The following is a 21,120-nucleotide window of genomic DNA, read 5'->3' on the forward strand; positions in this document are numbered from 1 at the left end:
GGTTACTCTAAGCTAAAAGATCTGCCTCTGTTTGCTAAAACTTGCAGGATAGTACAGGTTACTGATGCCCTTGGCAGTCATGTGTGAAGGAGCATCTCATTATTGTTTAAGGAAAGTAATTGCATGAAGGTTAAATTATGGTGGTCGTAATTTTAACTACTTGAAGAAGTAAAACAAATGAATGAGTTTTAAGCTTTTAAGTTAAATTATAAGAGAGATGCCTAAGTGGTTAAAAGTTATTTTGAAAATTGTTGGAGCCGTAGTGCTCCTGTTTTTGCTGTTATCGGTGGGCTTGTTTATTTATATTAACTCTAACAAAGCCAAGGTTTTAACCCTTATCACATCAACGCTAAACAAAAATTTAACGGGCAAGCTTACCATTGGCGATATGGAAACCACCTTTTTTAAAGGCTTTCCGGGTATTTCGGTTTCTTTAAAAAATGTGTTGGTGAAAGATAGCCGCTGGGCCGAGCATCATCATACCTTACTTACCGCCAAAGACTTTGATGTCTCAATTAACACTGCTGCGCTGCTGCGGGGTGCGATACGCATCAGTAATATTGAAATAAGTAATGCCGCTATTGACCTGTATAAAGATAGCACAGGTTACAGTAACAGCTCCATTTTCAAGAAAAAAGATAAGACTCCTGCCAAACCTGATGATGATAGCGGAAGTTCGGCTGAATTCGGGAAATTTACCTTAAACAAAGTAACCTTTGCTGTAAATAATCAAAAGAACAGCAAGCTTTTTCAGTTTGATATTAACAAACTGGCAGGTAAAATGACTTATCCTGATTCGGGCTGGCATGCCGATTTGCAAATGGATGTGACCGCCAAAAGCATGGCTTTTAATACCAATAAGGGGAGCTTTATTAAGAACAAGCATTTAACAGGCCAAATGCTGGCCGGGTTTAATGAGGATAATGGCAAGATCAATATCTTGTCAAAAGACTTTAGCATAGGTGGTAATCCGTTTGTTATTGGTGCCAACTTTAATACCGCCAAAAAGGGAACTGATTTCGATATTCATATAGCGGCTAACCAAATTTTATGGCGTAACGCGGCCGGTTTGGTGGCAGCCAACATCAGCAAAACGCTTAATAAATTTAATCTCAGCAAGCCTATAGATATTACCACACTTATACAAGGCAACCTGGGTGGCGGCGATCCGCTAATTTACGCTACTGGAAAAATTCGCGATAATAAGCTTACCATACCAGGCGCCGTAATTGACAGTTGTAATTTTGATGCCGTATTTACCAATAACAATGTAAAGGGTAAAGGCTTTGTAGATGCTAACTCGGCTATACGCTTGTCGAGATTTACGGGCAGGTACAACCATTTACCTTTTGTAATAGATACCGGCAGCATTGTTAACCTCGAAAAGCCTATAGCTACCGGTAACTTTAAATCTACTTTTCCGCTGGTTAATTTGAATTATACCCTGGGGGCAGATATTGCTAAGTTTACTAAAGGACAGGCCGATATGAACCTCCACTACCGGGCGGATGTTGTAGACTATAAATTAAACAAGCCGGTTATTGCGGGTATCATATCCTTCAAGAACGCCGACTTTAAATACCTGCCCCGCAACCTGGCCTTAATCAACACATCGTTAAGTTTAAACTTTGTAGGTAACGACCTGGTATTGAAAGATACGCGTTTGCAAAGCGGGCGCAGTGTAATAACTATGCAGGGGAGGGTTAACAACTTTTTAAACCTCTATTACAGTGCTCCTGAAAAAATACTGCTTACCTGGCAAATTAAGAGCCCCGAGTTACGGTTGGGCGAGTTTCTGGGCTTTTTGAACAGCAGGCAGCAGGTAAAAACATCGGCGGCTACGCCTGCCAATAGCGGTAACGTGATAGACCAGTTAAGCAATGTGCTTGAAAAAGGAAATGCCGAAATGCATATGGATGTAGCTAAGGTTTACTACAAAAAGTTTTTAGCCACCAACGTAAAAGCCGATTTGCTAACCACTTCTAACGGTATCATTATTAAAAATGTAGGGCTAAAACATGCAGGTGGTGGTTTGCAACTAAACGGAAAGTTAATGCAGGGTAAGTTTCTCAATACTTTTGCAGTAAACACTACAGTAAGTAATGTGAATATAAGGGAGTTCTTTTACGCGTTCGATAACTTTGGCTTACACGATATTACCTCAGAAAACCTGAAAGGCTTCCTTTCTGCCAAAACGCAAATTACCGGTGGTATAACCGATCAGGGTAGTTTAGTACCACGTTCTGTTCATGGTACGGCAGCAATCAATTTAAAAAATGGTGCGCTAATCAATTACGATCCGCTGATTAAGGTGGGTAAGTTTGCTTTCCCTTTCCGCGATCTTAAAAATATTGAGATCCCAAAACTTGACGCCAGCTTTAACCTGGAGGGCGATAAGATCTTAATCAACCCCATGCAAATTAACTCAAGCGTGCTTAATGTTGATGTAGCGGGTACTTACGCCTTTACCCGCGGAACCAATATTAGTTTTGATGTTCCGCTGCGCAACCCAAAAAAGGATGAGGATATTACTGATAAGCAGGAACTGCAAAAACGCAGGATGCGTGGTATAGTGCTACACTTGGCTGCCAAAGATGATGGCACGGGAAAAGTTAAAATAGGCTGGAATAAAGACCACAAGTAGCTTACCTCGGCTGATTCATAAAAGCCATCACATCACCCTCGGTACCGGTGAACGGGCCCGAGGCTCCAATTTTTAAACCGGCCATAGCCGCAGCAAAATTACCTGCTTGTTCAATACTGGCACCTTTTACGCGCTGGTATAAATACCCGGCCATGTAGGTATCACCACAGCCTGTGGCATCGGTTATGGTTGGCGGTTTGTAGGCTGGTATCTGGTAAAACTGGCCGTTTGACAGTATAATTGATCCCTGGCCGCCCAGGGTAATAATTACTTCTTTTACACCTTGGTCTGCAAGTATTTGTGCGCCTTGGTTTATATCTGTGCATCCTGTTAAAACCTCAAGCTCATACTCGTTTGCTTTAAGGTAGTGAATGTAAGGCAATGCTTCAATTTTATCATGCCAGTCTACAGGCAGCACTTTGAGATTTTGAACCGTGCGCAGATAGCCCTGCACATCTAAAGACAACGTGCTTTTATCAGCCAGATATTTGATTACCTCCAGCTCCATATCATTGGCCAGTAGTGGGCCTAAGTGAAATATTTTGGCTTCAACAGGCTGCAGCTGCTCTACGGTAAACGGATCTGCTTGTTGCAATACGCGCTGTGTGCGATGGTCGGAGTTAAGGCCGTAGCTATTTTCAAAATAAACAGAATGCGCACTTACAGAGGCTTGTATTTTAATACCTTCGGTACGGAGGGCATCAACTACCGGCATTTCGCTTTGTCCTACTGCGGTAACCAAACCGAAGTTTACTTCCATTTGGCGTAGCGCTTTCGAAAAATAAAATGATGTTCCGCCTGCCATGTATTTGGTGGCCTTCGGAGTGATGATCTTGTCTAAAGTAATGTGCCCTACGCAGCAAATATCTAACATGTTTATGAAATAGTTACAAAAGGCTAAAGATAAGCTGCTATATTTATCTTTAAGCATAAATTTAAACTTATGGCAAAAGTCAGAGATTTAAACGACCCTGCCGGCATCAACGCCTACATTAATAAATTGGGAGCACCCCTAGCCCGACTAGTTGAAGCAACAAGACAAGTGATCCTGAATACAGACCCCATTACTGGTGAGCGGATCAAGTGGAACTCGCCCAGCTTTTTTACCAGGGCACTATGCAGCCTTTCGATCCTAAAGAATACAAGCGCGATATGGTGGTTATGCACCTGCATAGAAAAGCCTATTTCTTACTGGTTTTTCCAACCGGGTCAACCATTAATGACACCTCGAGTTTTTTAGAAGGAATTATGGGGATGGAAGGCGTATGGTAACCATTAAGTCTGTAGAGGAGCTTAATCATAAAACGGAGTTGCTGCAAAGTGCCATTACGGCCTGGTTGCAACTGGTAGATAAATAACTATCTTAGGATGTATTTGTTATGCCAATAACCAGCAGCCTTTTTATGAACTTATTTAACCATCAATCAGGGAAATACATTAGCATAGATACCGCCAGCATATATTATGAAGTGGCGGGTACACCCGGTAAACCGGTACTGCTTATTTTGCATGGCAGCTTAGGTAGTCTGGAAGATTTAAACCCGGTATTAACAAAGCTGGCCGAACGGTATAGGCTGGTGGGTATTGACAGCCGGGGACACGGAAAATCTTCGATGGGTTCATCGAGGTTAACCTATGAGCGCCTGCAGCAGGATGCCGAACTTATTTTGCATCATCTTCATATAGATAAATTAAGCATTTTAGGTTTTAACGATGGTGGTACTGTAGCTTACCGGCTGGCCGCATACAGTAAATTGAAGGTTGAAAAAGTAGTAACCATAGGTGCACGCTGGCATTATAAAAATGCCGATTATTTGCGTGTTATGCTGAAAGGCACATTTGACCATAGTTGGAAAGAAAAGTTTCCGGCTGTTTACAATAGTTATTACAAATTCAATCCGACGCCCGATTTTGATATGCTCACGCAAGCCCTGGTCAAAATGTGGCTCGACCCCGGATCATCCGGCTATCCAAGTTTTAACCTGCAACGTTATACTTCGCCATTGCTGGTAATCAGGGGTGATAATGACCATTTGTTAAGCCTTACGGCTGTTGCAGAGCTTTGCACGCTGCTGCCCACTGCCGCATTTTTAAACGTGCCCTTTGCAGGTAACGATGCACATAACACGCAAAAGGAAATGATTATGCTGGCGCTCGAAGGATTTTTTACAAAAGTCGCTTAACAGAAATTCATCAGCAGGCATTTATATATTTGCAACAAAAAAAAGATCATGATAGCACACCACGTATTATTCTGGCTTAAGGCCGATGCCACTCCCGAACAGAAACAAGCATTTCACGATAGCCTGCAAACTTTAGAGGGCGTAGAAACGGTTAAAAACCTGCATATTGGCACCCCGGCACCTATTGAGCGTGCAGTGGTTGATACCACTTACACCTATAGCCTCCTGGTATTTTTTGATGATATGGCCGGCCACGATGTTTACCAGGGCCATGAGTTGCACCTGGCTTTCTTAGACGGTTTCCGCCAGTATTTTGATAAAGTTGTTATTTACGATGCGCAATAAGCAGCATGTGAATTAAGCACCAAAGCCTCCGCAGTTAAATGGAGGCTTTGTTTGTTAAAGAGCATATTTAATTATTCATCAGCCAGCGTGATCCATACAGGACCGTGATCGCTGGTTTTTTCCCAGCCGCGCACCTGCTTATCAACACCGGCCTCAAGCAGGCGGCCCTCCACCTCAGGGCTCAGCAAAAAGTGGTCTATCCGTAAACCGGCATTGCGGCCATAGGCATTACGAAAATAATCCCAAAAGGTGTAAATGGTTTCTGTAGGGTAGAGCTTACGTATGGCATCGGTCCACCCTTGGTCAACCAGGTTTTTAAACGCGGCACGCACTTCCGGCCTAAAAAGTGCATCGTCTACCCAGCGCTCGGGCTTGTAAACGTCAATTTCGGTAGGCATTACATTAAAATCGCCTGTTAAAATAACGGGTATTTTATAAGTCAGTAATTTTTGAGCATGCAGGGTTAGCTGCTCAAACCAGCGCAACTTATACTCAAATTTTGGGCCGGGCGTAGGGTTGCCGTTAGGTAAATACAGGCAGCCTATTACGATGCCGTTTATAGAAGCTTCTATATAGCGGCTTTGTGCTTCGTCAGGGTCATCGGGCAGGCCACGGCGCAATTCTTTAATTTCAAACTGCTTTTTGGCCAGTATGGCCACACCGTTCCAGCTTTTTTGACCATGCCATATGGCATTATAGCCGGCCTCCTCAATGGCAGTTAATGGAAATTTTTCTTGCGGTGCTTTCAGCTCTTGCAGACAAACCACATCGGGCGCTGTTTCGTTAAGCCAGCGCAGCAATACCGGCAGTCGACCGTTTACGCCGTTCACATTATAAGTAGCAATTTTCATAGGCTTGTATCAGACTCTCTTTACAATAGTATAAAAATCAAGCCACAAAAAAGGGTGTAACCAACAGCTACACCCGGTGTAAGATTGCTGCAAGATATTACTGCGGGTAAAGCCTTTGTATAAGATTTGGAAAATAGCTTTCACTTATTAAACCTGCTGCATTAAGGTGCTGCCAGAAAGCTTCAGGGATGGTCTTGTCCTTCATTTCAATATTAGAGGCAACCCTGTTAGGGTTGGTGGTGCTTAGTGCAATGCTGGTTACGCCAGGGGCATTCAAGCCAAATTTTACGCAGGCGGTGGCTGGGTCTACCTCATGTTCGCGGCATATCTCATAAAACTGGTTACGCCAGTTTATCAATGCATCGCCCTCAGGGGTTTGAGGTAGTACCTCGCGGTAATTGTAAAAATTGCCACCGGTTAAAAAGCCGGCATTAAATACAGCCGAGTTAATGATGGCTGTACCCTTGTTTTCCAGCTCGGTCATGAAGTCTAACAAGTCCTGAGGATGACTGTGCAGGGTCATGCTGTTAGCTATCATCGCCCAGTCGAGGTCAATATCTGCCGAAATTTTTTGGATGATTTTCCAGTCCTTGGCGCCCACGCCAATGGCTTTTACCTTGCCTTGTTGTTTAAGTTCGGCCAGGGCACGGTAAGCATCCAGTATGTCTTGGTAGCGTTTGGTTTTGTCGGCTTCACTGGTAGCAGCGGCCATGTATTCGTCGGGGTCGTGCACCGATACCAGTTGCGCATCGTAAATGCCCAACAACTCATTGCCCTGCTCATAGCATTCCAGGATGCCTTCATAGCTTATTTTCTGAACGGCATCATGTTTCAGGTCTATCCAAACACCGGGCTCAAAGGTAGGTTCGGGTGTTTTAAGCTCGGTACGTACCCAGCCCAGCTTGTTGCTGATCAGTACATCTTTGGGGGCAATGTTAAGCTCTTGGAGGCATTTACCCAAATCTTCGAGTGCAAGGCCGGCGCCGTACTTGCCGGCCGAGTCAAAAACTGCCGGTTTTTGCGAATGCTGAATGCTTTGACTTACGATTTGGCATTTAACTTCGTGCGGCAAGGCTACGTATAGATTGCCAAGTCCGCTGGTGCCAAATATTATTTGAGGTAGGATAAGATCTTTCATTAATAGAAAATTATAAAACGGTAGATACGGGTTGATCTTGCGGTGTAACTTTAACCGCCACACGGTGACCTATTAAACCAAACAATGCAATAACCGCAAAGCATACCAGGGGCACTACATAGCCATACTGGATGTTGCCAGTGCTATCGCTCAGGTAGCCAAACGCGCGTGGAATAATAGCACCTCCAACAATAGACATGATGATGAGGCTGCTGCCAAATTCGGTATCGCCTTTCAGGTCTTTAATACCCAACGCAAATATGGTAGGAAACATGATAGACATGAAAAAGCAGATGCCTATTACCGTGTAAATGGTGATCATGCCATGACCAAAAATGGCCGACAGACAAAGCCCCACGTTAATGATGGCATAGAGCGCCAGCAGGTTCTCTGGTTTAATAAAGCGCATAAGTGCCGTGCCTACAAAACGGCCTATTAAAAAAGCCGTACCGCATACGGTTAAATAATAGGATGCTTTTACCTCCGACAAAGCTGCCGATTGTGACGCATATAAGATGAATAAACTAAATACAGATACCTGTGCCCCCACATAAAAGAACTGTGCAGCAACGCCCCATGACAGATGCCGGTGTTTAAAGGCATGTAAAATGTTTTTGCTGGAGGTCTGGTTATCGTCTGTCTTTTTAACTTCGGGCAGTTTAGTAAATACGAAAAAGAGCGCAATTACGGCTAATATACAGCCCAGTATAAAGTAAGGAGCTTTAACCGTAGAGGCTTCGTTGGCCAGCGCAATTTTGCGGGCACTCTCGGTCATGGCGCTGAGTTGCTTGGCCGAAAAGGCTTTAGTGAGTATGATCATACCTCCAATGGCCGGTGCCAACGCTGCTGCCAGCCCGTTAAAAGACTGTGCAAAATTGAGCCGCATGGTTGCCCCTTCCGGATCACCCAAAATGGTCATATACGGATTAGCCGCTGTTTCTAAAATAGTTAAACCGCAGGCAATGATGAACAGGGCTACCAAAAAGAAATTGTATTGCTGCGTGTTAGCTGCCGGTATAAACAAGAAGCATCCAATAGCAAAAAAGATTAAGCCGGTAACAATACCCCACTTGTAACCAAATTTCCTGATGATAACTCCTGCCGGTAATGCCATAAGGAAATAGGCAATATACACCGCCGAATCTACCAGGGTAGCTTGTACTGTGGTAAGCGTGAAAGACTTTTTTAAATGCGGAATTAAAATAGGATCGAGGTTATGGGCAAACCCCCATAAAAAGAACAAACTGGTTAATAGGGCAATTGCAAACAAGTTCTTATTCTGGCTCATAAATTATGGCGACTAACTGGATTTATCAAGAATAATTGGTTGCTCAAATTAAGGCTATTTCCATAGTAATGTTTAGCGTTAAGTTGTCTTTTTACTATGCTATATTAGCATAGGTTTGTGTACAATGCCTTGAATTGTCGCTATTGGGCTTAACAAGCCGATTGGGAAGCATTGATTTAATCCTGAATACAACCCTTTTTAGTTCGCCTGTGGCTTAAAAATTTCCTTACCGGTTCATCGTAAATTACCATTACTAAATATGCTATGGCAACCAGCATTACCACGGCGGCCGAAACGATGAATGCCAATTGAATTGTTCCCGGCTTGTGGCTGATATAATAGTTGCCAAACATCCATAACGCGGCATAATGCGTCATGTACAAAGGGTACGATATCTTCCCCAAAAAAACACAGGTTGTTTTAAAAAGGGGTTTTGAAGTTGCACCTGCACCTAAGGCGATTAGTAAGGGAAAGTAAAATAACACGATTGAAGGCTCAACTAACCAGTTCCATTTGGAGAACGGTACAATAAAGGCCAGAAATAATAATAGCGCTATACCCGTAAATCCCATTTTGCTTTTAATGATCAGGTTTGAACGGTAAATAAGCAATCCGGCTAAGAACGAGTATGATATGCGGGCGCTTCCGTCCCAAAAAGTAGGGCCGCTCCAGCCACCTAACAGGTTGCCCGAGTGGTAGCTTACAAAGCAAATAGCCGCTGCCGAAAGTAAAGTTAACAGGAGCAGGTAGCCGCGTTTAAGCCTGCACAATACCAGCGCATAGGCAATGTTGGCTATGTATTCCCAAAATAACGACCATGATGGTGCATTAAAACTAAATAGATTAAACCCGCGGTCGGCTATAACAGGCAATGGAATAAGCAAAACCGAGCATAAAAATGTTAGCAGTATTTTGCCGGTGCTATACAGTTGAGGATGGCCGCCAAACGGATCGAACAAAAAAGCCAGCAGACCTAAAACCGATCCGGCTACTACCAGCGGATGCAGCCTGATGATCCTCGCTTTAAAAAATTCCCAAACGCCTAAGGGTGCTATCCTGTCATCGTAAGCATACCCGATCACAAAACCGGAAAGGCAGAAAAAAAAATCAACAGCCAGGAAGCCGTGCCCTATAAAATTCTTGCTGGCATCGATAAAAACCCATTCCATAAAATGGAAAACTACCACAGCAAGCGCAGCCACACCTCTTAATCCGTCAAGAATATCGAAATGCTGTTTGGTTTGCAAAATTGGTGGGGCAGTGTTATTCTCTTGCATTTAATGTATTACAAAGGTGCAAAGAATATAGAGTTATATTGATTCAACTCTGTAATTCGTGGGAAGCTTAAACATTAAGCTTATATTTATTCTAACAACACTATGAATCTCAACTTCTCCGATATGACTTTAAAAATAAAATTTAACGAATTAAATCACGATGAATATATTTTTTACATTGATAATCATAAGAAGTATAAAGACTTCAACACGCTTGGCTTATATCGCTCAATAATCGAGAACGATAAATTGTCGTTACCGGAAAAAATTGCAACGAGAGATTATGCACATAAATCGTTTAAGAAAAGCTTTGATTTTCTGCAACTTAAAGATCCCAAGACTTTTGTCGACGTTTCAAGCTTAGGAATAAACCTCACTAAAGCTGATGAACGTAAGATGTGGGATGATGTAATAAAAAATCAACAAATCATATTGAACGACAAACGTATTAAGCATCGAAATTTTGGAACTCACTCAAAGCACGATTGTCCATACGATGATTGCATTTACAAAGGTTTGATGGTTAGGCCAAGCTCGAGATTAGCCTGGGGAAGCATGCATTTCGATAGTGATAAAAGCCGGTATCAGCAAAAAGCAAAATCAGACCGCCGAAAAATGGACAGAAAAAGGGAACAAGTGATCATCAGCGACCAAATTGACAATTAACGAAAAAGCCTTCAGGTCTTCTGAAGGCTTTAAATATAAATTCTAAACAACTCATACTATTGATATGAGAACTGGTAGCCCGTAGGGGAATCGAACCCCTGTTTCCAGAATGAAAATCTGGCGTCCTAACCCCTAGACGAACGGGCCAATTAACAAGTAATAAGTCTAAAGCATTAAACCGGCAGTTACTTATAACTTCCAACTCAAAACTTCCAACTTTTGTAGCCCGTAGGGGAATCGAACCCCTGTTTCCAGAATGAAAATCTGGCGTCCTAACCCCTAGACGAACGGGCCAATTGTTAATTGGCAATTTAAAACTAAGCCTTGTATGCACCGAAGCGACAAAACACGACTCGAAATTTAAAGAACAATCCCCTATTTTGGGAATGCAAAGATAGACGTTTATCTGAGAAATTAAAAAATTATTGAAGGAAAAAACATACTTTTTATCGGCGCCGCATTTACAGTGTATGCAGTACAAACAAAAGCGCGAAATATTTATTCTAACTGTGTTATTATCAAGGCCGGTGGCTTTATCAAAAAATAGTAACAAAATACATCATGAAAGCCCTTTGGAACAACCAAGTTATAGCCGAAAGCGATCAAACCATTATTATCGAGAATAATCATTATTTCCCGGCTGCAAGTGTTAAAAAAGAATTTATAAAACCATCTTCCACGCATACTACCTGCCCATGGAAAGGCTTGGCATCGTACTATACCCTGGAGGTAGACGGAGAACAAAACCGGGATGCTGCCTGGTATTACCCCGACCCTAAACCGGCAGCTGCCGAAATAAAAGATTACGTGGCTTTTTGGAAAGGTGTTAAGGTAGCCTTTTAATGAAAACGTACGATGCAATTATTATAGGCAGCGGACAAGCAGGCAGTCCGCTGGCGCGTAAAATGGCCAAAGCCGGTAAAAAGGTAGCCATTATAGAAAAGCGCTGGGTGGGCGGTACCTGTGTTAACGATGGTTGTACACCAACCAAAGCTATGGTGGCATCGGCCCGTGCCGCATACCTGGCCGGGCGGTGTAATAACCTGGGTGTATATATTGATGGGTACCGGGTAGATATGCCGCAGATTAAAAAGCGGAAGGATGATATCGTGATGCATTCGCGTAGTGGTAATCAAAAAAGTTTGGAAGATGATGAGAACATTGACCTGCTTTTTGGTGAAGCCAGCTTTACATCGCCTCAAACCGTAGCCGTTAAACTTAACAACGGTAGGAACGAAGAACTGCAAGCCGAACAGATTTTTATTAATGCCGGAACGCAAACTATTATACCCGATATTGAAGGGTTAAAAGATATTGACTACCTCACCTCTACCAGTATTCTGGAGCTGGAAACCGTTCCTCAGCATATCATGGTATTGGGCGGTAACTACATTGGGCTCGAATTTAGCCAGATGTTCAGGCGGTTTGGCAGCCAGATTACGCTGTTAGAGCGGGGTGAGCGCATTCTTTCGCATGAGGATGATGATGTAGCTCACGAAATGACAGGTATTTTAGAAGAAGAGGGCATCGCTATTCATGCTAAAGCCAAGGCTATCAAATTTGAAAAGGATGGTCATGGCAAAATACTGGTAACGGTTGATTTGGATGGCCGTACCGAGCAACTGGAATGTACGCACGTTTTGGTGGCTGTTGGGCGTTCGCCTCAAAGCAAGGCTTTAAACCTAAATGCTGCCGGGGTAGAGGTAGACGAGAAAGGTTACATTAAAGTAGATGATAAACTGCAAACCAATGTACCCGGCATTTATGCTTTAGGCGATATTAAAGGCGGGCCCGCCTTTACCCATATTGCTTATAACGACTTTACCATAGTTTGGCGTAACCTTTTAAAAGGCGAAGATTTGAGCACAAAAGGCAGGCCGGTACCCTATTGTATGTTTACCGATCCGCAGTTGGGCCGCATAGGCTTGTCGGAAAGCGATGCCAAAAAACAGGGACTAAAGTATGAAGTAGCTATCCTGAAAATGGATAGTGTAGCGCGTGCTGTTGAGGTGGGAGAAACCCGCGGACTCATGAAAGCTGTGGTTAACCCCGATACTAAAGAGATACTGGGCGTAGCCATTATGGCCGAAGAAGGTGGCGAAATTATGTCGGTATTGCAAATGGCCATGGAAGGTGGCATTACTTACGACAGGATACGCTATTGCATATTTGCGCACCCTACTTATTCCGAATCGTTAAATAATTTGTTTATGAAATTGGAAGGGTAACGTCCTGAAAAAATAATGGAAAGACAATAGCATTTAAAGCCTCTTTGCCAATACATTTTTGTAAAGGGGCTTTAATGTTCTACGTTAACCTGGTTTTTCAACGCTTGTTTATGAAAGCTATCAATGTTTTGCACCAACTCGGTAAACGGAATCTCGCCTGCTACGCCGCAATCGAACAGGTGAATAAAAGCCGATGGTTTCAGGCTTTCAAAATAATCGATAAGGGTGCAGGAATATACAATTTGGCAGGGGCCTTTAATGTGCTTAATTAAGCGTTCGATGCCTTTCTCAATAATAATTTCGGTAGAGTGGTTAGATACCAGTTCGCCCTGCGGGAATACCACCACCAGGTTTTCGGGCGTGTTGAGCAGATCGGCGGCGTAGTGCAACGATTTAAGCATTTCGCGGGTACCCTTTTCTATCGAAAAACCGCCGAAGAGATTGAACAGCATCCGCTTTTCCAAATGGTCGTGCTGCATCATAATGTACAACTTTCGTTTTAAATGGTAATATGCCAGGTAATTGCCAAAAAAACCATCCCACCAGCTAAAATGGTTGCAGAGTAACAATACCGAGTGTCCCGGTTTTGGGGTAAACGGCATCACCACCACGCGGTTAAAGGCCGTGTGCATGCGGTAGCGCATGTATTTGGCAAACCATTTGCTGAATAAGTTATTGCGGCGGGCGGGTATCATAAATTACAATTTACCAAATATTCGTCTAACTGCGCGGTAACCAGCCAGTGCCCCATGGGCACCTCATGTACTTGCGGATTTTGCAGCCGGTTGATGAATGGCATGGCCGCGCTTTTAGGGAACAGCATATCGTGCTTACCAAATATCAAATGGCATTTGATGTGGTGCTTGTTTATTTGGTCTGTTATTTTAACCACGTTGGGCTGCAACTGTTTGATGAGGTTTAAGGTATAATAAACATCCTGCCGCTTTTGCGGGGTGTCCATTTCGTTATAGGCTATCTTGTAAAGGCTCTCATCAATAAATTTTACCTTTTTTAGGCTTTTGAGTACGCCCGGTGCCAGCCAGTTGCTTTTGGTTACGGTTTTAAACAATAGCTTACCCACCGGCTGGTGCATTAAAAAGTTGAAGCCTTTATAAACCGATAGGCCATCGGGTGCCATCAAAATCACTTCATCAATCAAATCGGCATAATCTTCAAGCAACACCAAAGCCATGTTAGCACCAATAGAATAGCCCATTAAACTAACACGCTGGCGGCCATGCAGGTTAAACCATTCTTCGAGGTAATTGCGCATGAGGCTTTTGGGCATGCCCGATAGTATCTGCGTTTCGGGCCAGTTGTTAAGCCGGGTTTCGCCATGAAAAAAATGATCGAAACTGTAGACCCTGTACTGACTCAAAATAGATTTTTGCAATACCTCAAATTGCCGCCCCGTCATGCCGTAGCCATGAAACGCCAGCATGGGCCTGGTGCCCGTGCCATATTCGTGATAATGTATGTTACCTACCTGTGGTAGTTGTATAAACCCCATGTTAAGGCAATATTAGGAATTGATTTCGAATTTCGGATATTCAATTTCGAATTTGAAGAGATGCTATGTGAAATGTCAGTCTGAGCATGTCGAAGACTTTGCAAAGTGGCTAATGGTTCGACATGCTCACCATGACATAGCAGGCACATTCATAAATCTACTTAACCCAATCACTTACAATTTTAGCCGATAATAATGCCAACGGAATACCACCACCCGGGTGCACACTGCCACCACAAAAATACAGGTTGCTCACATTAGACGAACGGTTGGCATGGCGCAAAAATGCTGCAAATTGGCTATTAGAACTGTTGCCGTACAGAGAACCCTGGTACGAAGACGTTTTACTCTCGATGCTGCGCGGATCGAGTATGCTCTCATTTACAATGAGCGGTGCAATATCCTGCCCTAACTGTGCCGACAGTTTTCGAATGATATTTTGCCGTGCTTCGGTAATGAGCTGATCCCAATCCTGACCGGTGTTGGCCGGCACATTGATCATGGTAAACCAGTTTTCGCAACCCTCTGGAGCATCATCAGCTTTAAATTTAGAACTGATGTTGAGGTAAACCGTGGGATCGTGGTAAATGGTCTTTTCCTTCCAAATGGCGTTGAACTCTGCCTCGTAAACGGCGCTGAAAAAGATATTGTGCAAGTCTAATTGCGGAAACTGCTGTTTTACGCCCCAGTAAAAAATTAGTGCCGAACTGCTGCGCTCCTGTTTCAAAATATTTTCTGGAAATAAGCGCGGATGATTTTTTAGCAACTTACGATACGTAAACCACACATCCATATTGGAAACCACTATATCGGCCGAATGCAAAGTACCTTTCACCTTTAGCCCTTCGGCCCTTCCACCCTTGACCACAATTTCCTCCACAGGCTGCCCGTAATGGAACTGAACGCCTAAATCTTGCGCCAACTTAACCAAACTATCGGTAATGCTATACATGCCCCCATCCGGGAAATAAGCGCCAAAATGCTGTTCTAAGTGCGGAATTACATTGAGCGTTGCCGGAGCCCTATAGGGATTTGAACCATTGTAGGTGGCATACCTGTCATAAAACTGCACCAGTCTTTTATCTTGATAAAAGCTTTGATTGGCCTGATGCATCGTTCTGAATGCATCTATCTGAAACAGCCTTAATATTGATTTTACCGTTTGCTTACTCAGGTATGTTTTTAACCGGTGTAACGATTGCTCCAGGAAAACATGATTGGTAATATCGTAAATGCGGTTACTGTTACGGTAATAGTTTTGAATGTTATTGATAGATTCCCCCGTTTGTATATTTACTTCCTCTGCAAACTTATCCGGGTCGGCATAGGCTTTTAAATGCGTGCCATCCGGGTAAAAATAGTGGCAAACCACATCCAGCTTTTTATAGCTGAAATATTGCTCAGGGTCTTTACCGGCCAACGTGAACAACTCATCTACATACTGCGGCATGGTGAACAAACTGGGGCCTGCATCAAAGCGGTAGCCTGCCTGCTCAAACTCCGATAGTTTTCCCCCGGCGTAACTGTTGGACTCAAACACCTCTACGGCATAGCCCTTAACGGCCAGGCGTATGGCAGCAGCAATACCGGCTACACCGGCACCAATAATAAGGGCTTTTTGTTGGGGCATGGGCTACAAAGATAATTTACCTGGGCACAAAAAAAGCAGAACTGCTGAAGTTCTGCTTCTTATTCAATTAACTCGGTGTTGCTTATTATTCGTGCACACCTTCGCCAATTTCTTCAATAGTTTTGCGGTTAAAGGCATCCAAATCGGCAGGCGTACGGCTGGTTACGAGGCCATTATCTACCACAACTTCTTCATCTACCCATTCGGCACCGGCATTCTTCAAATCGGTTTGCAATGATGGGTATGAGGTTAACCTGCGCCCGCTAATCATGCCGGTTTCAATCAGCATTTGCGGACCATGGCATATAGCGGCCAATGGTTTACCTTCATCTAAAAATGCAGATACAAATGCTACGGCGTCTTTATTCTGGCGTAATTTATCGGGATTGAGCACGCCGCCGGGTAATACCAGGGCATCATAATCATCAGGACTGGCATCGGTTAAAACCACGTCAACATCTACCTCAATGCCCCATTTGTCTTTGTCCCACGCTTTAATTTTTCCGCTTTGCGGCGATATGATATGTACCGTAGCACCGGCGGCCAGCAGGGCTTCTTTAGGACTGGTTAATTCTACTTGTTCAAAACCTTCTTCGGTAAGTATAGCTACTTTACGATTATTTAAATTTGCCATGATGTATCAATTTTTAACCGCTTAACCTAAGCGGCACTTATACTACATTGGCGAATTTTTAAAGTTTTACGAAATTTAATTTATTGATGTTCCAGCGCGTAATTAATAAAATTGGTAGTTAAGCCGTAATCTTCGGTACCCTTGCGGCGGATGAAGTAAAAGTTACGGATGATTTTTAGGCCCTCTATTGGCACCTCTACCAAATCGCCCTCCGCTAGTTCGCGCTTAATTGATGGGCGAGGCATAAAGCCAAGGCATTGGTCGGCCAGGAGGAAATTCTTTAAGGCTTCGGTACCCCCCAGACGTATCTTTACCGATAGGTCTACCGGTTTGATATGATGATCGGATAGGGCTTTCAGTAAGGCATTCAACGTGCCCGAGCCACGCTCCCGTAAGGCCAGCGGGGTTTTAATGAATTGTTTAATGCTCAACGATTTGCCAGCCAGCGGACTTTTAGCCGAACAAACCGGAATTACTTCATCGGTCATAAAAGGCTGGTACGATACGTTGGTAAGCTTGTTATCTACCTCAATAATGCCTACATCAACTTCGTGGTTCAATAAGGCATTCAATATATACTCCGAGTTGCGATTAACCAGTTGCACACCAACGTTGGCATACTTTCTTTGGAACCCCGACAGTATTGGCGGCAAAATATACAGGGCAATAGTGGTACTGGCCCCTAAACGCAAATGCCCCGCTGCGTACGATTGATTGCTCAGCAACGCCATATCATATTCTGCCTTACGCTCAATCTCCGTCGCTTGTAAAAGGTATTCGTTCAGTTTTTTGCCAGCTTCGGTTAAAATGATGCTGTTGCCTTTACGCTCAAAGAGCGGAAGCTTATACTGATCTTCAAGTGCTTTAATGTGCTTACTAATGGCCGGTTGGGTTATAAAAAGCACCTGTGCCGCCTTTGAAAAGCTCAGGTTGGCAGCCACTTCTATAAAAACACGGTGAGCGAAAGAGATCATATTAACCGACGATGATAAGCACCGTTCAAATGTAAATGTTTTAGCGGTTCAAAACAGGTAGTTCATAGAAATACTTACCTTAGCCACGCCTTTACGCTATGGAAAAACGCCTCTTGCGCTATAATAAAACCTATTTGCTCATCCTGCTTGCCCTGGTAACAGTGGCATTTGCCGTAATGTCTTATAACCGGGGTATGCGGGCAGATGTTAACGGCGATTATTACATTTACTGGCAAACCGGCCTTCATTTCTGGAGTGGCGAAAAGATTTACACGCCCGGGCTCATAGATGGTGGCTTTACTTATCCGCCTTTTGCCGCCTTATTTTTTAGCGTTTTCTCCGTATTTCCATTCCATACCTCTGCATTTTTATACAGTTTTATTGTAAACTACGGTTTGTGGATAGCCTCTTTTGTGCTGATTCGAAAAATATTTAAAGAGCTTTATCCCACACAAGATTTTACATGGCCCATAACCCTGGCCTTGCTATTTTCCATTGCGTTTTACTGGCACAACTTTATTTGGATGAACGCCAATATGCCGGTGCTTTGCCTAACCTTGCTGGGCATTTATTACTACATTAAAAAGCAGTTTACCTGGAGCTATGTATTTTGGATGGCCGCCACCTTTTTCAAGATCACACCCATCCTGTTCCTTTTTTTTGCGGCCATTAAGCGCGGACCAAAGGATTGGTCTAAGATTATTTTAACCGCTTTGCCTTTTGTTATTATCCCTGCCCTATTAAGAGGTTTGCCTACCGGGATAAACGATTGGAAAGATTATTACCAGGCCTTTGTGGCTCCCTTTAGCAAAGGGCAGATAGACGAAAATATTATTAGCCTGGGTGTTCCGGCTTTGTTAAATAAACTGAATACCGGCAATGCCGAAATTGGCTATGCCCCGGTACTGCACTTATCGGCACACGCATTAAAGCTGATTATTTTAAGCTTTCAATTGCTGGCTATGGGTGCGTTAACTATTAAGTTTGCTTATGACCGTTATGTAAGGAAAATAGAAGATTTTAGCACTGCCGATTTTTGCCTGATCTTCCTTATTCCCCTGCTGCTGCCGGGACGGGTATGGGCTCATCATCATGTGTGTACCAGCTTTATTTACACTTACTTGTTCTATATCCTGCTTAAGCAAAAGCGAACAGCGCTTTTAATTGTTACCTGCTTTTTATGCCTGCTACTCAACGTGATTACCAAGGATGTGATAGGCCAAACGCTGACCGATGTATTGCGGCATTATAGTATAGTTACGCTGGTGATGTTGTTTGTAAGCGCACTAATCATAGCATTGCGCGAGCATGATGAACTCGGTCGAATACCAGATCAAGCCGTTAATTAACTTGTATGTCATTGCGAGCGATAGCGTGGCAATCTCCGCATGCCTGGTAACTAAGTGTAAAGAGATTGCCGCAAAGACATATTAATCTTTGTAGATCACTTCTTCACTCCATCAACTTCCAAACGCACCACATCATAACAAATACCACTGGTTACATTACCTGCGGGTACCGTTAACACAATGCTGTTCTGACCCGGTTTTAACAGTGATGTATCAAATGTAAAGTCCTTCTCTACCCAAGTGCCTTCTACACCATCGCGAACCATGCTGGCACCACCACCGCCAATATCAGTAAAAGGGCCAACGTCTTTACCGTTCACCATGATGCCTAACGAACGAGCACCCGAACCTACTATGCCAAACCGCAGGGTGGCTTTACCCGATGCTGGTACATCTTTCGGCATAGTAAAGTTGAAGGTCCATGGCGTAGCGCGGCCGTTATCTTTGCCGTCGGGTTTAAAATCGGTATCGTGCGGTACGTGATAGATATACCAGTCTTTAGCCGGGTCAGATTTGCCTATGGTAAAATTCACATCGTTAGGGAAAAGCTTAGCGTATTCAATATACATGCCCCAGTGCCAGTGGTCTTCGCCTTTATAAAACTCCTTAGCCGAGCGGTTTGGCATTCCAATTTGCCAAATCTGTTTGCCAAAGTGTGTCGGCTTCCATTCAATAGTGCCTAAGTCGAGCTTTTGTCCGGGCTTAATGGTTAAGGTGGCGGTAGCATCATAGGCACCTAAAACACCATCGGCAATCGCGTGTAACTGGTAGGTGCCAGGCTTGACGTTAGGTATAGTAAAGTTACCATCTGTAGTGCCTTTAGTCCAAAATTCGTAATGTTTGGCATCACTTTGCCAGTTTACCGGCTGCGGAGGGAAGTTAAAAGCAGGACGACCATTGGCTGCACGTGGCGGCAAATAAGTGCCACGGTTAGCACGTTTTCCATTAGGTAAAACCTTAGTGGCAGTATCGGCAGAAGCAGGGCGTACTGGCTCCGGGTTTGGTGCAATGGCCGGTGATGGTGCAACCTCTGCCATCATAGGGTGGGTAATGCGCGGTAGTTCTTTCTCGTCAGGAAAAGCTAAACCTACCAGCAGGTTAGTGAATTTTGTAATGGGTGCCTGTTCGTCTACCAGCTTCACACTTCCTTTTACAGTAGCACGATCAGTAGCGGGCGTGTAATCTACACCTTTAACCCAATTGTAAGGCCAGGCGGCTTGCTGTGCCTTAGCTTGCTTTTTAGCATCGGCAAATAGCGCCTGAGGATTGTTACCGGTAGGCACATAAATAAACATAGGGCCTACTACCTTGGTCCAGGGTTCGTTGGCGGCAAAGTTTAACTGGCTGCCGCCGTAGTGCGTACCACGCCAGTAATTAAGCAGGGTAGGGTCACCGCCATCGCCATCGTCCAAATGGCCGGTCAATTCAAAGTGATTGGGCCCACTGCTTAAATATTCAAACGATGGATTAATAATATACAAGCCCACCTTTTGTTGGGTAGACGACCAGCCAAAAGCCGGAATTTCGGACTGCTTGGCCGAGTAATCATATTTATGCTCGGCACGGCCCTTATAAATACCGGTAGTAAGGCGGCGTGCTTCTTTCATGTTCAGGTCGTCGGCTTCGTCCCAGTCTTTACCAGTAGGCATCATGGCGTTGCGCTGCTCGTCGATGGATAACCAGTCGAACACATTGCCGGCCAGTTTAAAGCCAAAGCGCGATTCGCCTACCGAACCGGCAGGGTAACTATCCTGGTGGGTGAAGATAGCGTAAGTGTACACACCATGCGCGCCACGTTCTAAGGTGTAGCGTATTTCGAGGTCGGCAATTAAACCACCGCCTTGTCCGGCGGCAGTGGGGTTGGGGCCTAAAATAGATTTACCGTCAGAGTAGCCCTTGATGGAAACTTCGCCGCGGGCACCGCCCACTTTGGCAGGGTCTATAGTAATGCTGGTCACTTCGCGTGCGGCCAAGGCCGGGCTTTGTTCCCAATACCCGGCATGATGGCCCGATACATAACCCATGAGCTCGATATTGGGTGTTGGCGTGTTCGGTGTTTTGAGCGAGGTAAGATCGCCGGTGCGCTTGTTCACTATTACGGTTAGGTAACCGTTGCTCAGGGTGTAGGTGGCACCATTGTCGGTAACAGTAACCGGCGGGTCGGCCGGGGCATTGGTATGGCTTTTTGTATAGATCGGCTGCTTGGGTTTGATGACCACAAATGATGAAAATGCAGCAAGGGCCACCAGCAACAGGAGTTTGTATTTGTTTTGCATAAATACTATTGAACAGGTTTGTAATGAGCTAAGAAAGCTATGATTGGTTATCAGGAAACCAAAGTAATTATCCTGTTTTAGTTAGCCATCCTGTACTGTGGTAGTGTGATGTTATTGTTACAGATGT

General features: G+C 44.1%; 19 protein-coding genes and 2 tRNA genes. 8 read left to right on the top strand and 13 right to left on the bottom strand.

Annotated features, from left to right (window positions below; all coding sequences use genetic code 11):
- Positions 1-217 precede the first annotated feature (217 nt).
- On the top strand, positions 218-2,644 hold the full coding sequence (locus IEV61_RS06435) for an AsmA family protein (RefSeq protein ID WP_188414888.1): 2,427 nt from the start codon (positions 218-220) through the stop codon (positions 2,642-2,644).
- 1 nt (position 2,645) lies between these two features.
- Here IEV61_RS06435 and IEV61_RS06440 read toward each other — a convergent pair whose 3' ends face one another.
- Positions 2,646-3,575, bottom strand: a complete 930-nt coding sequence (locus tag IEV61_RS06440; protein WP_229747057.1) for a PfkB family carbohydrate kinase — start codon at positions 3,573-3,575, stop codon at positions 2,646-2,648.
- Between the two features lie 152 nt (positions 3,576-3,727).
- Between IEV61_RS06440 and IEV61_RS06445 the strand changes: the two genes are divergently transcribed.
- The 3 genes from IEV61_RS06445 to IEV61_RS06455 all read left to right on the top strand — a co-directional run bounded on the left by IEV61_RS06445 (position 3,728) and on the right by IEV61_RS06455 (position 5,172).
- Positions 3,728-3,916, top strand: a complete 189-nt coding sequence (locus tag IEV61_RS06445) for a hypothetical protein (protein WP_188414889.1) — start codon at positions 3,728-3,730, stop codon at positions 3,914-3,916.
- A gap of 131 nt (positions 3,917-4,047) precedes the next feature.
- Positions 4,048-4,827 (top strand): alpha/beta fold hydrolase, encoded by a 780-nt coding sequence (locus tag IEV61_RS06450; RefSeq protein WP_188414891.1) that lies wholly within the window; start codon positions 4,048-4,050, stop codon positions 4,825-4,827.
- 48 nt (positions 4,828-4,875) lie between these two features.
- Positions 4,876-5,172: a Dabb family protein gene (locus IEV61_RS06455; RefSeq protein WP_188414892.1), complete on the top strand. Its 297-nt coding sequence runs from the start codon at positions 4,876-4,878 to the stop codon at positions 5,170-5,172.
- Positions 5,173-5,243: 71 nt separating this feature from the next.
- Here IEV61_RS06455 and xth read toward each other — a convergent pair whose 3' ends face one another.
- From xth to IEV61_RS06475, 4 genes are all read right to left on the bottom strand, one after another.
- Positions 5,244-6,023 (bottom strand): exodeoxyribonuclease III, encoded by a 780-nt coding sequence (xth, locus tag IEV61_RS06460; RefSeq protein ID WP_188414893.1) that lies wholly within the window; start codon positions 6,021-6,023, stop codon positions 5,244-5,246.
- 97 nt (positions 6,024-6,120) lie between these two features.
- Complete coding sequence (locus IEV61_RS06465; protein WP_188414894.1) at positions 6,121-7,161, bottom strand: aldo/keto reductase; 1,041 nt, start codon at positions 7,159-7,161, stop codon at positions 6,121-6,123.
- Positions 7,162-7,171: 10 nt separating this feature from the next.
- Entirely contained in the window at positions 7,172-8,449 is a 1,278-nt protein-coding gene (gene fucP / locus IEV61_RS06470) for an L-fucose:H+ symporter permease (protein ID WP_188414895.1), read from the bottom strand.
- A 176-nt stretch (positions 8,450-8,625) separates the two neighbouring features.
- Positions 8,626-9,726: an acyltransferase family protein gene (locus IEV61_RS06475; protein WP_188414896.1), complete on the bottom strand. Its 1,101-nt coding sequence runs from the start codon at positions 9,724-9,726 to the stop codon at positions 8,626-8,628.
- A gap of 123 nt (positions 9,727-9,849) precedes the next feature.
- Here IEV61_RS06475 and IEV61_RS06480 point away from each other — a divergent pair, with 123 nt between their 5' ends.
- The gene (locus tag IEV61_RS06480; RefSeq protein WP_188414898.1) at positions 9,850-10,392 is read left to right on the top strand and encodes a hypothetical protein; all 543 of its coding nucleotides are present in this window, start codon (positions 9,850-9,852) and stop codon (positions 10,390-10,392) included.
- 72 nt (positions 10,393-10,464) lie between these two features.
- Here the strand turns inward: IEV61_RS06480 and IEV61_RS06485 are convergent.
- Positions 10,465-10,539, bottom strand: a tRNA-Glu gene (locus IEV61_RS06485).
- A gap of 75 nt (positions 10,540-10,614) precedes the next feature.
- Positions 10,615-10,686, bottom strand: a tRNA-Glu gene (locus IEV61_RS06490).
- 267 nt (positions 10,687-10,953) lie between these two features.
- On the opposite strand from IEV61_RS06490, the gene IEV61_RS06495 reads away from it, so the two are divergent.
- Complete coding sequence (locus tag IEV61_RS06495) at positions 10,954-11,235, top strand: DUF427 domain-containing protein (protein ID WP_188414900.1); 282 nt, start codon at positions 10,954-10,956, stop codon at positions 11,233-11,235.
- Entirely contained in the window at positions 11,235-12,620 is a 1,386-nt protein-coding gene (locus IEV61_RS06500) for a mercuric reductase (protein ID WP_188414902.1), read from the top strand. The genes IEV61_RS06495 and IEV61_RS06500 overlap by 1 nt, the downstream gene beginning before the upstream one ends.
- A 71-nt stretch (positions 12,621-12,691) precedes the next feature.
- Here the strand turns inward: IEV61_RS06500 and IEV61_RS06505 are convergent, their stop codons facing one another.
- The 5 genes from IEV61_RS06505 to IEV61_RS06525 all read right to left on the bottom strand — a co-directional run bounded on the left by IEV61_RS06505 (position 12,692) and on the right by IEV61_RS06525 (position 17,368).
- The gene (locus IEV61_RS06505) at positions 12,692-13,315 is read right to left on the bottom strand and encodes a lysophospholipid acyltransferase family protein (RefSeq protein WP_188414903.1); all 624 of its coding nucleotides are present in this window, start codon (positions 13,313-13,315) and stop codon (positions 12,692-12,694) included.
- The gene (locus IEV61_RS06510; RefSeq protein ID WP_188414904.1) at positions 13,312-14,130 is read right to left on the bottom strand and encodes an alpha/beta fold hydrolase; all 819 of its coding nucleotides are present in this window, start codon (positions 14,128-14,130) and stop codon (positions 13,312-13,314) included. Before IEV61_RS06510 ends, IEV61_RS06505 begins: the two co-directional genes overlap by 4 nt.
- Positions 14,131-14,287: 157 nt before the next feature.
- Positions 14,288-15,760 carry a 1-hydroxycarotenoid 3,4-desaturase CrtD gene (gene crtD, locus IEV61_RS06515; protein ID WP_188414905.1) on the bottom strand — a complete coding sequence of 491 codons (1,473 nt, stop codon included), beginning with the start codon at positions 15,758-15,760 and terminating at the stop codon, positions 14,288-14,290.
- Positions 15,761-15,845: 85 nt separating this feature from the next.
- Entirely contained in the window at positions 15,846-16,394 is a 549-nt protein-coding gene (locus tag IEV61_RS06520) for a type 1 glutamine amidotransferase domain-containing protein (RefSeq protein WP_188414906.1), read from the bottom strand.
- An 80-nt stretch (positions 16,395-16,474) separates the two neighbouring features.
- Positions 16,475-17,368 (bottom strand): LysR substrate-binding domain-containing protein, encoded by an 894-nt coding sequence (locus IEV61_RS06525; protein ID WP_188414907.1) that lies wholly within the window; start codon positions 17,366-17,368, stop codon positions 16,475-16,477.
- A 98-nt stretch (positions 17,369-17,466) separates the two neighbouring features.
- Between IEV61_RS06525 and IEV61_RS06530 the strand changes: the two genes are divergently transcribed.
- Positions 17,467-18,717 carry a glycosyltransferase family 87 protein gene (locus IEV61_RS06530; RefSeq protein ID WP_188414908.1) on the top strand — a complete coding sequence of 417 codons (1,251 nt, stop codon included), beginning with the start codon at positions 17,467-17,469 and terminating at the stop codon, positions 18,715-18,717.
- Positions 18,718-18,812: 95 nt separating this feature from the next.
- Here IEV61_RS06530 and IEV61_RS06535 read toward each other — a convergent pair whose 3' ends face one another.
- Entirely contained in the window at positions 18,813-20,993 is a 2,181-nt protein-coding gene (locus tag IEV61_RS06535) for a polysaccharide lyase family protein (RefSeq protein ID WP_188414909.1), read from the bottom strand.
- Between the last annotated feature and the right edge of the window lie 127 nt (positions 20,994-21,120).

Origin of the sequence: Mucilaginibacter galii (genome assembly GCF_014635825.1) — a bacterium.
Lineage (GTDB): Bacteria > Bacteroidota > Bacteroidia > Sphingobacteriales > Sphingobacteriaceae > Mucilaginibacter > Mucilaginibacter galii.

Coding starts and splice junctions, on each gene's coding strand:
- IEV61_RS06435 (WP_188414888.1), top strand. CDS start 218: ATGCCTAAGTGGTTAAAAGTTATTTTGAAAATTGTTGGAGCCGTAGTG.
- IEV61_RS06440 (WP_229747057.1), bottom strand. CDS start 3,575: ATGCTTAAAGATAAATATAGCAGCTTATCTTTAGCCTTTTGTAACTAT.
- IEV61_RS06450 (WP_188414891.1), top strand. CDS start 4,048: ATGAACTTATTTAACCATCAATCAGGGAAATACATTAGCATAGATACC.
- IEV61_RS06455 (WP_188414892.1), top strand. CDS start 4,876: ATGATAGCACACCACGTATTATTCTGGCTTAAGGCCGATGCCACTCCC.
- xth (WP_188414893.1), bottom strand. CDS start 6,023: ATGAAAATTGCTACTTATAATGTGAACGGCGTAAACGGTCGACTGCCG.
- IEV61_RS06465 (WP_188414894.1), bottom strand. CDS start 7,161: ATGAAAGATCTTATCCTACCTCAAATAATATTTGGCACCAGCGGACTT.
- fucP (WP_188414895.1), bottom strand. CDS start 8,449: ATGAGCCAGAATAAGAACTTGTTTGCAATTGCCCTATTAACCAGTTTG.
- IEV61_RS06475 (WP_188414896.1), bottom strand. CDS start 9,726: ATGCAAGAGAATAACACTGCCCCACCAATTTTGCAAACCAAACAGCAT.
- IEV61_RS06480 (WP_188414898.1), top strand. CDS start 9,850: ATGACTTTAAAAATAAAATTTAACGAATTAAATCACGATGAATATATT.
- IEV61_RS06495 (WP_188414900.1), top strand. CDS start 10,954: ATGAAAGCCCTTTGGAACAACCAAGTTATAGCCGAAAGCGATCAAACC.
- IEV61_RS06500 (WP_188414902.1), top strand. CDS start 11,235: ATGAAAACGTACGATGCAATTATTATAGGCAGCGGACAAGCAGGCAGT.
- IEV61_RS06505 (WP_188414903.1), bottom strand. CDS start 13,315: ATGATACCCGCCCGCCGCAATAACTTATTCAGCAAATGGTTTGCCAAA.
- IEV61_RS06510 (WP_188414904.1), bottom strand. CDS start 14,130: ATGGGGTTTATACAACTACCACAGGTAGGTAACATACATTATCACGAA.
- crtD (WP_188414905.1), bottom strand. CDS start 15,760: ATGCCCCAACAAAAAGCCCTTATTATTGGTGCCGGTGTAGCCGGTATT.
- IEV61_RS06520 (WP_188414906.1), bottom strand. CDS start 16,394: ATGGCAAATTTAAATAATCGTAAAGTAGCTATACTTACCGAAGAAGGT.
- IEV61_RS06525 (WP_188414907.1), bottom strand. CDS start 17,368: ATGATCTCTTTCGCTCACCGTGTTTTTATAGAAGTGGCTGCCAACCTG.
- IEV61_RS06530 (WP_188414908.1), top strand. CDS start 17,467: ATGGAAAAACGCCTCTTGCGCTATAATAAAACCTATTTGCTCATCCTG.
- IEV61_RS06535 (WP_188414909.1), bottom strand. CDS start 20,993: ATGCAAAACAAATACAAACTCCTGTTGCTGGTGGCCCTTGCTGCATTT.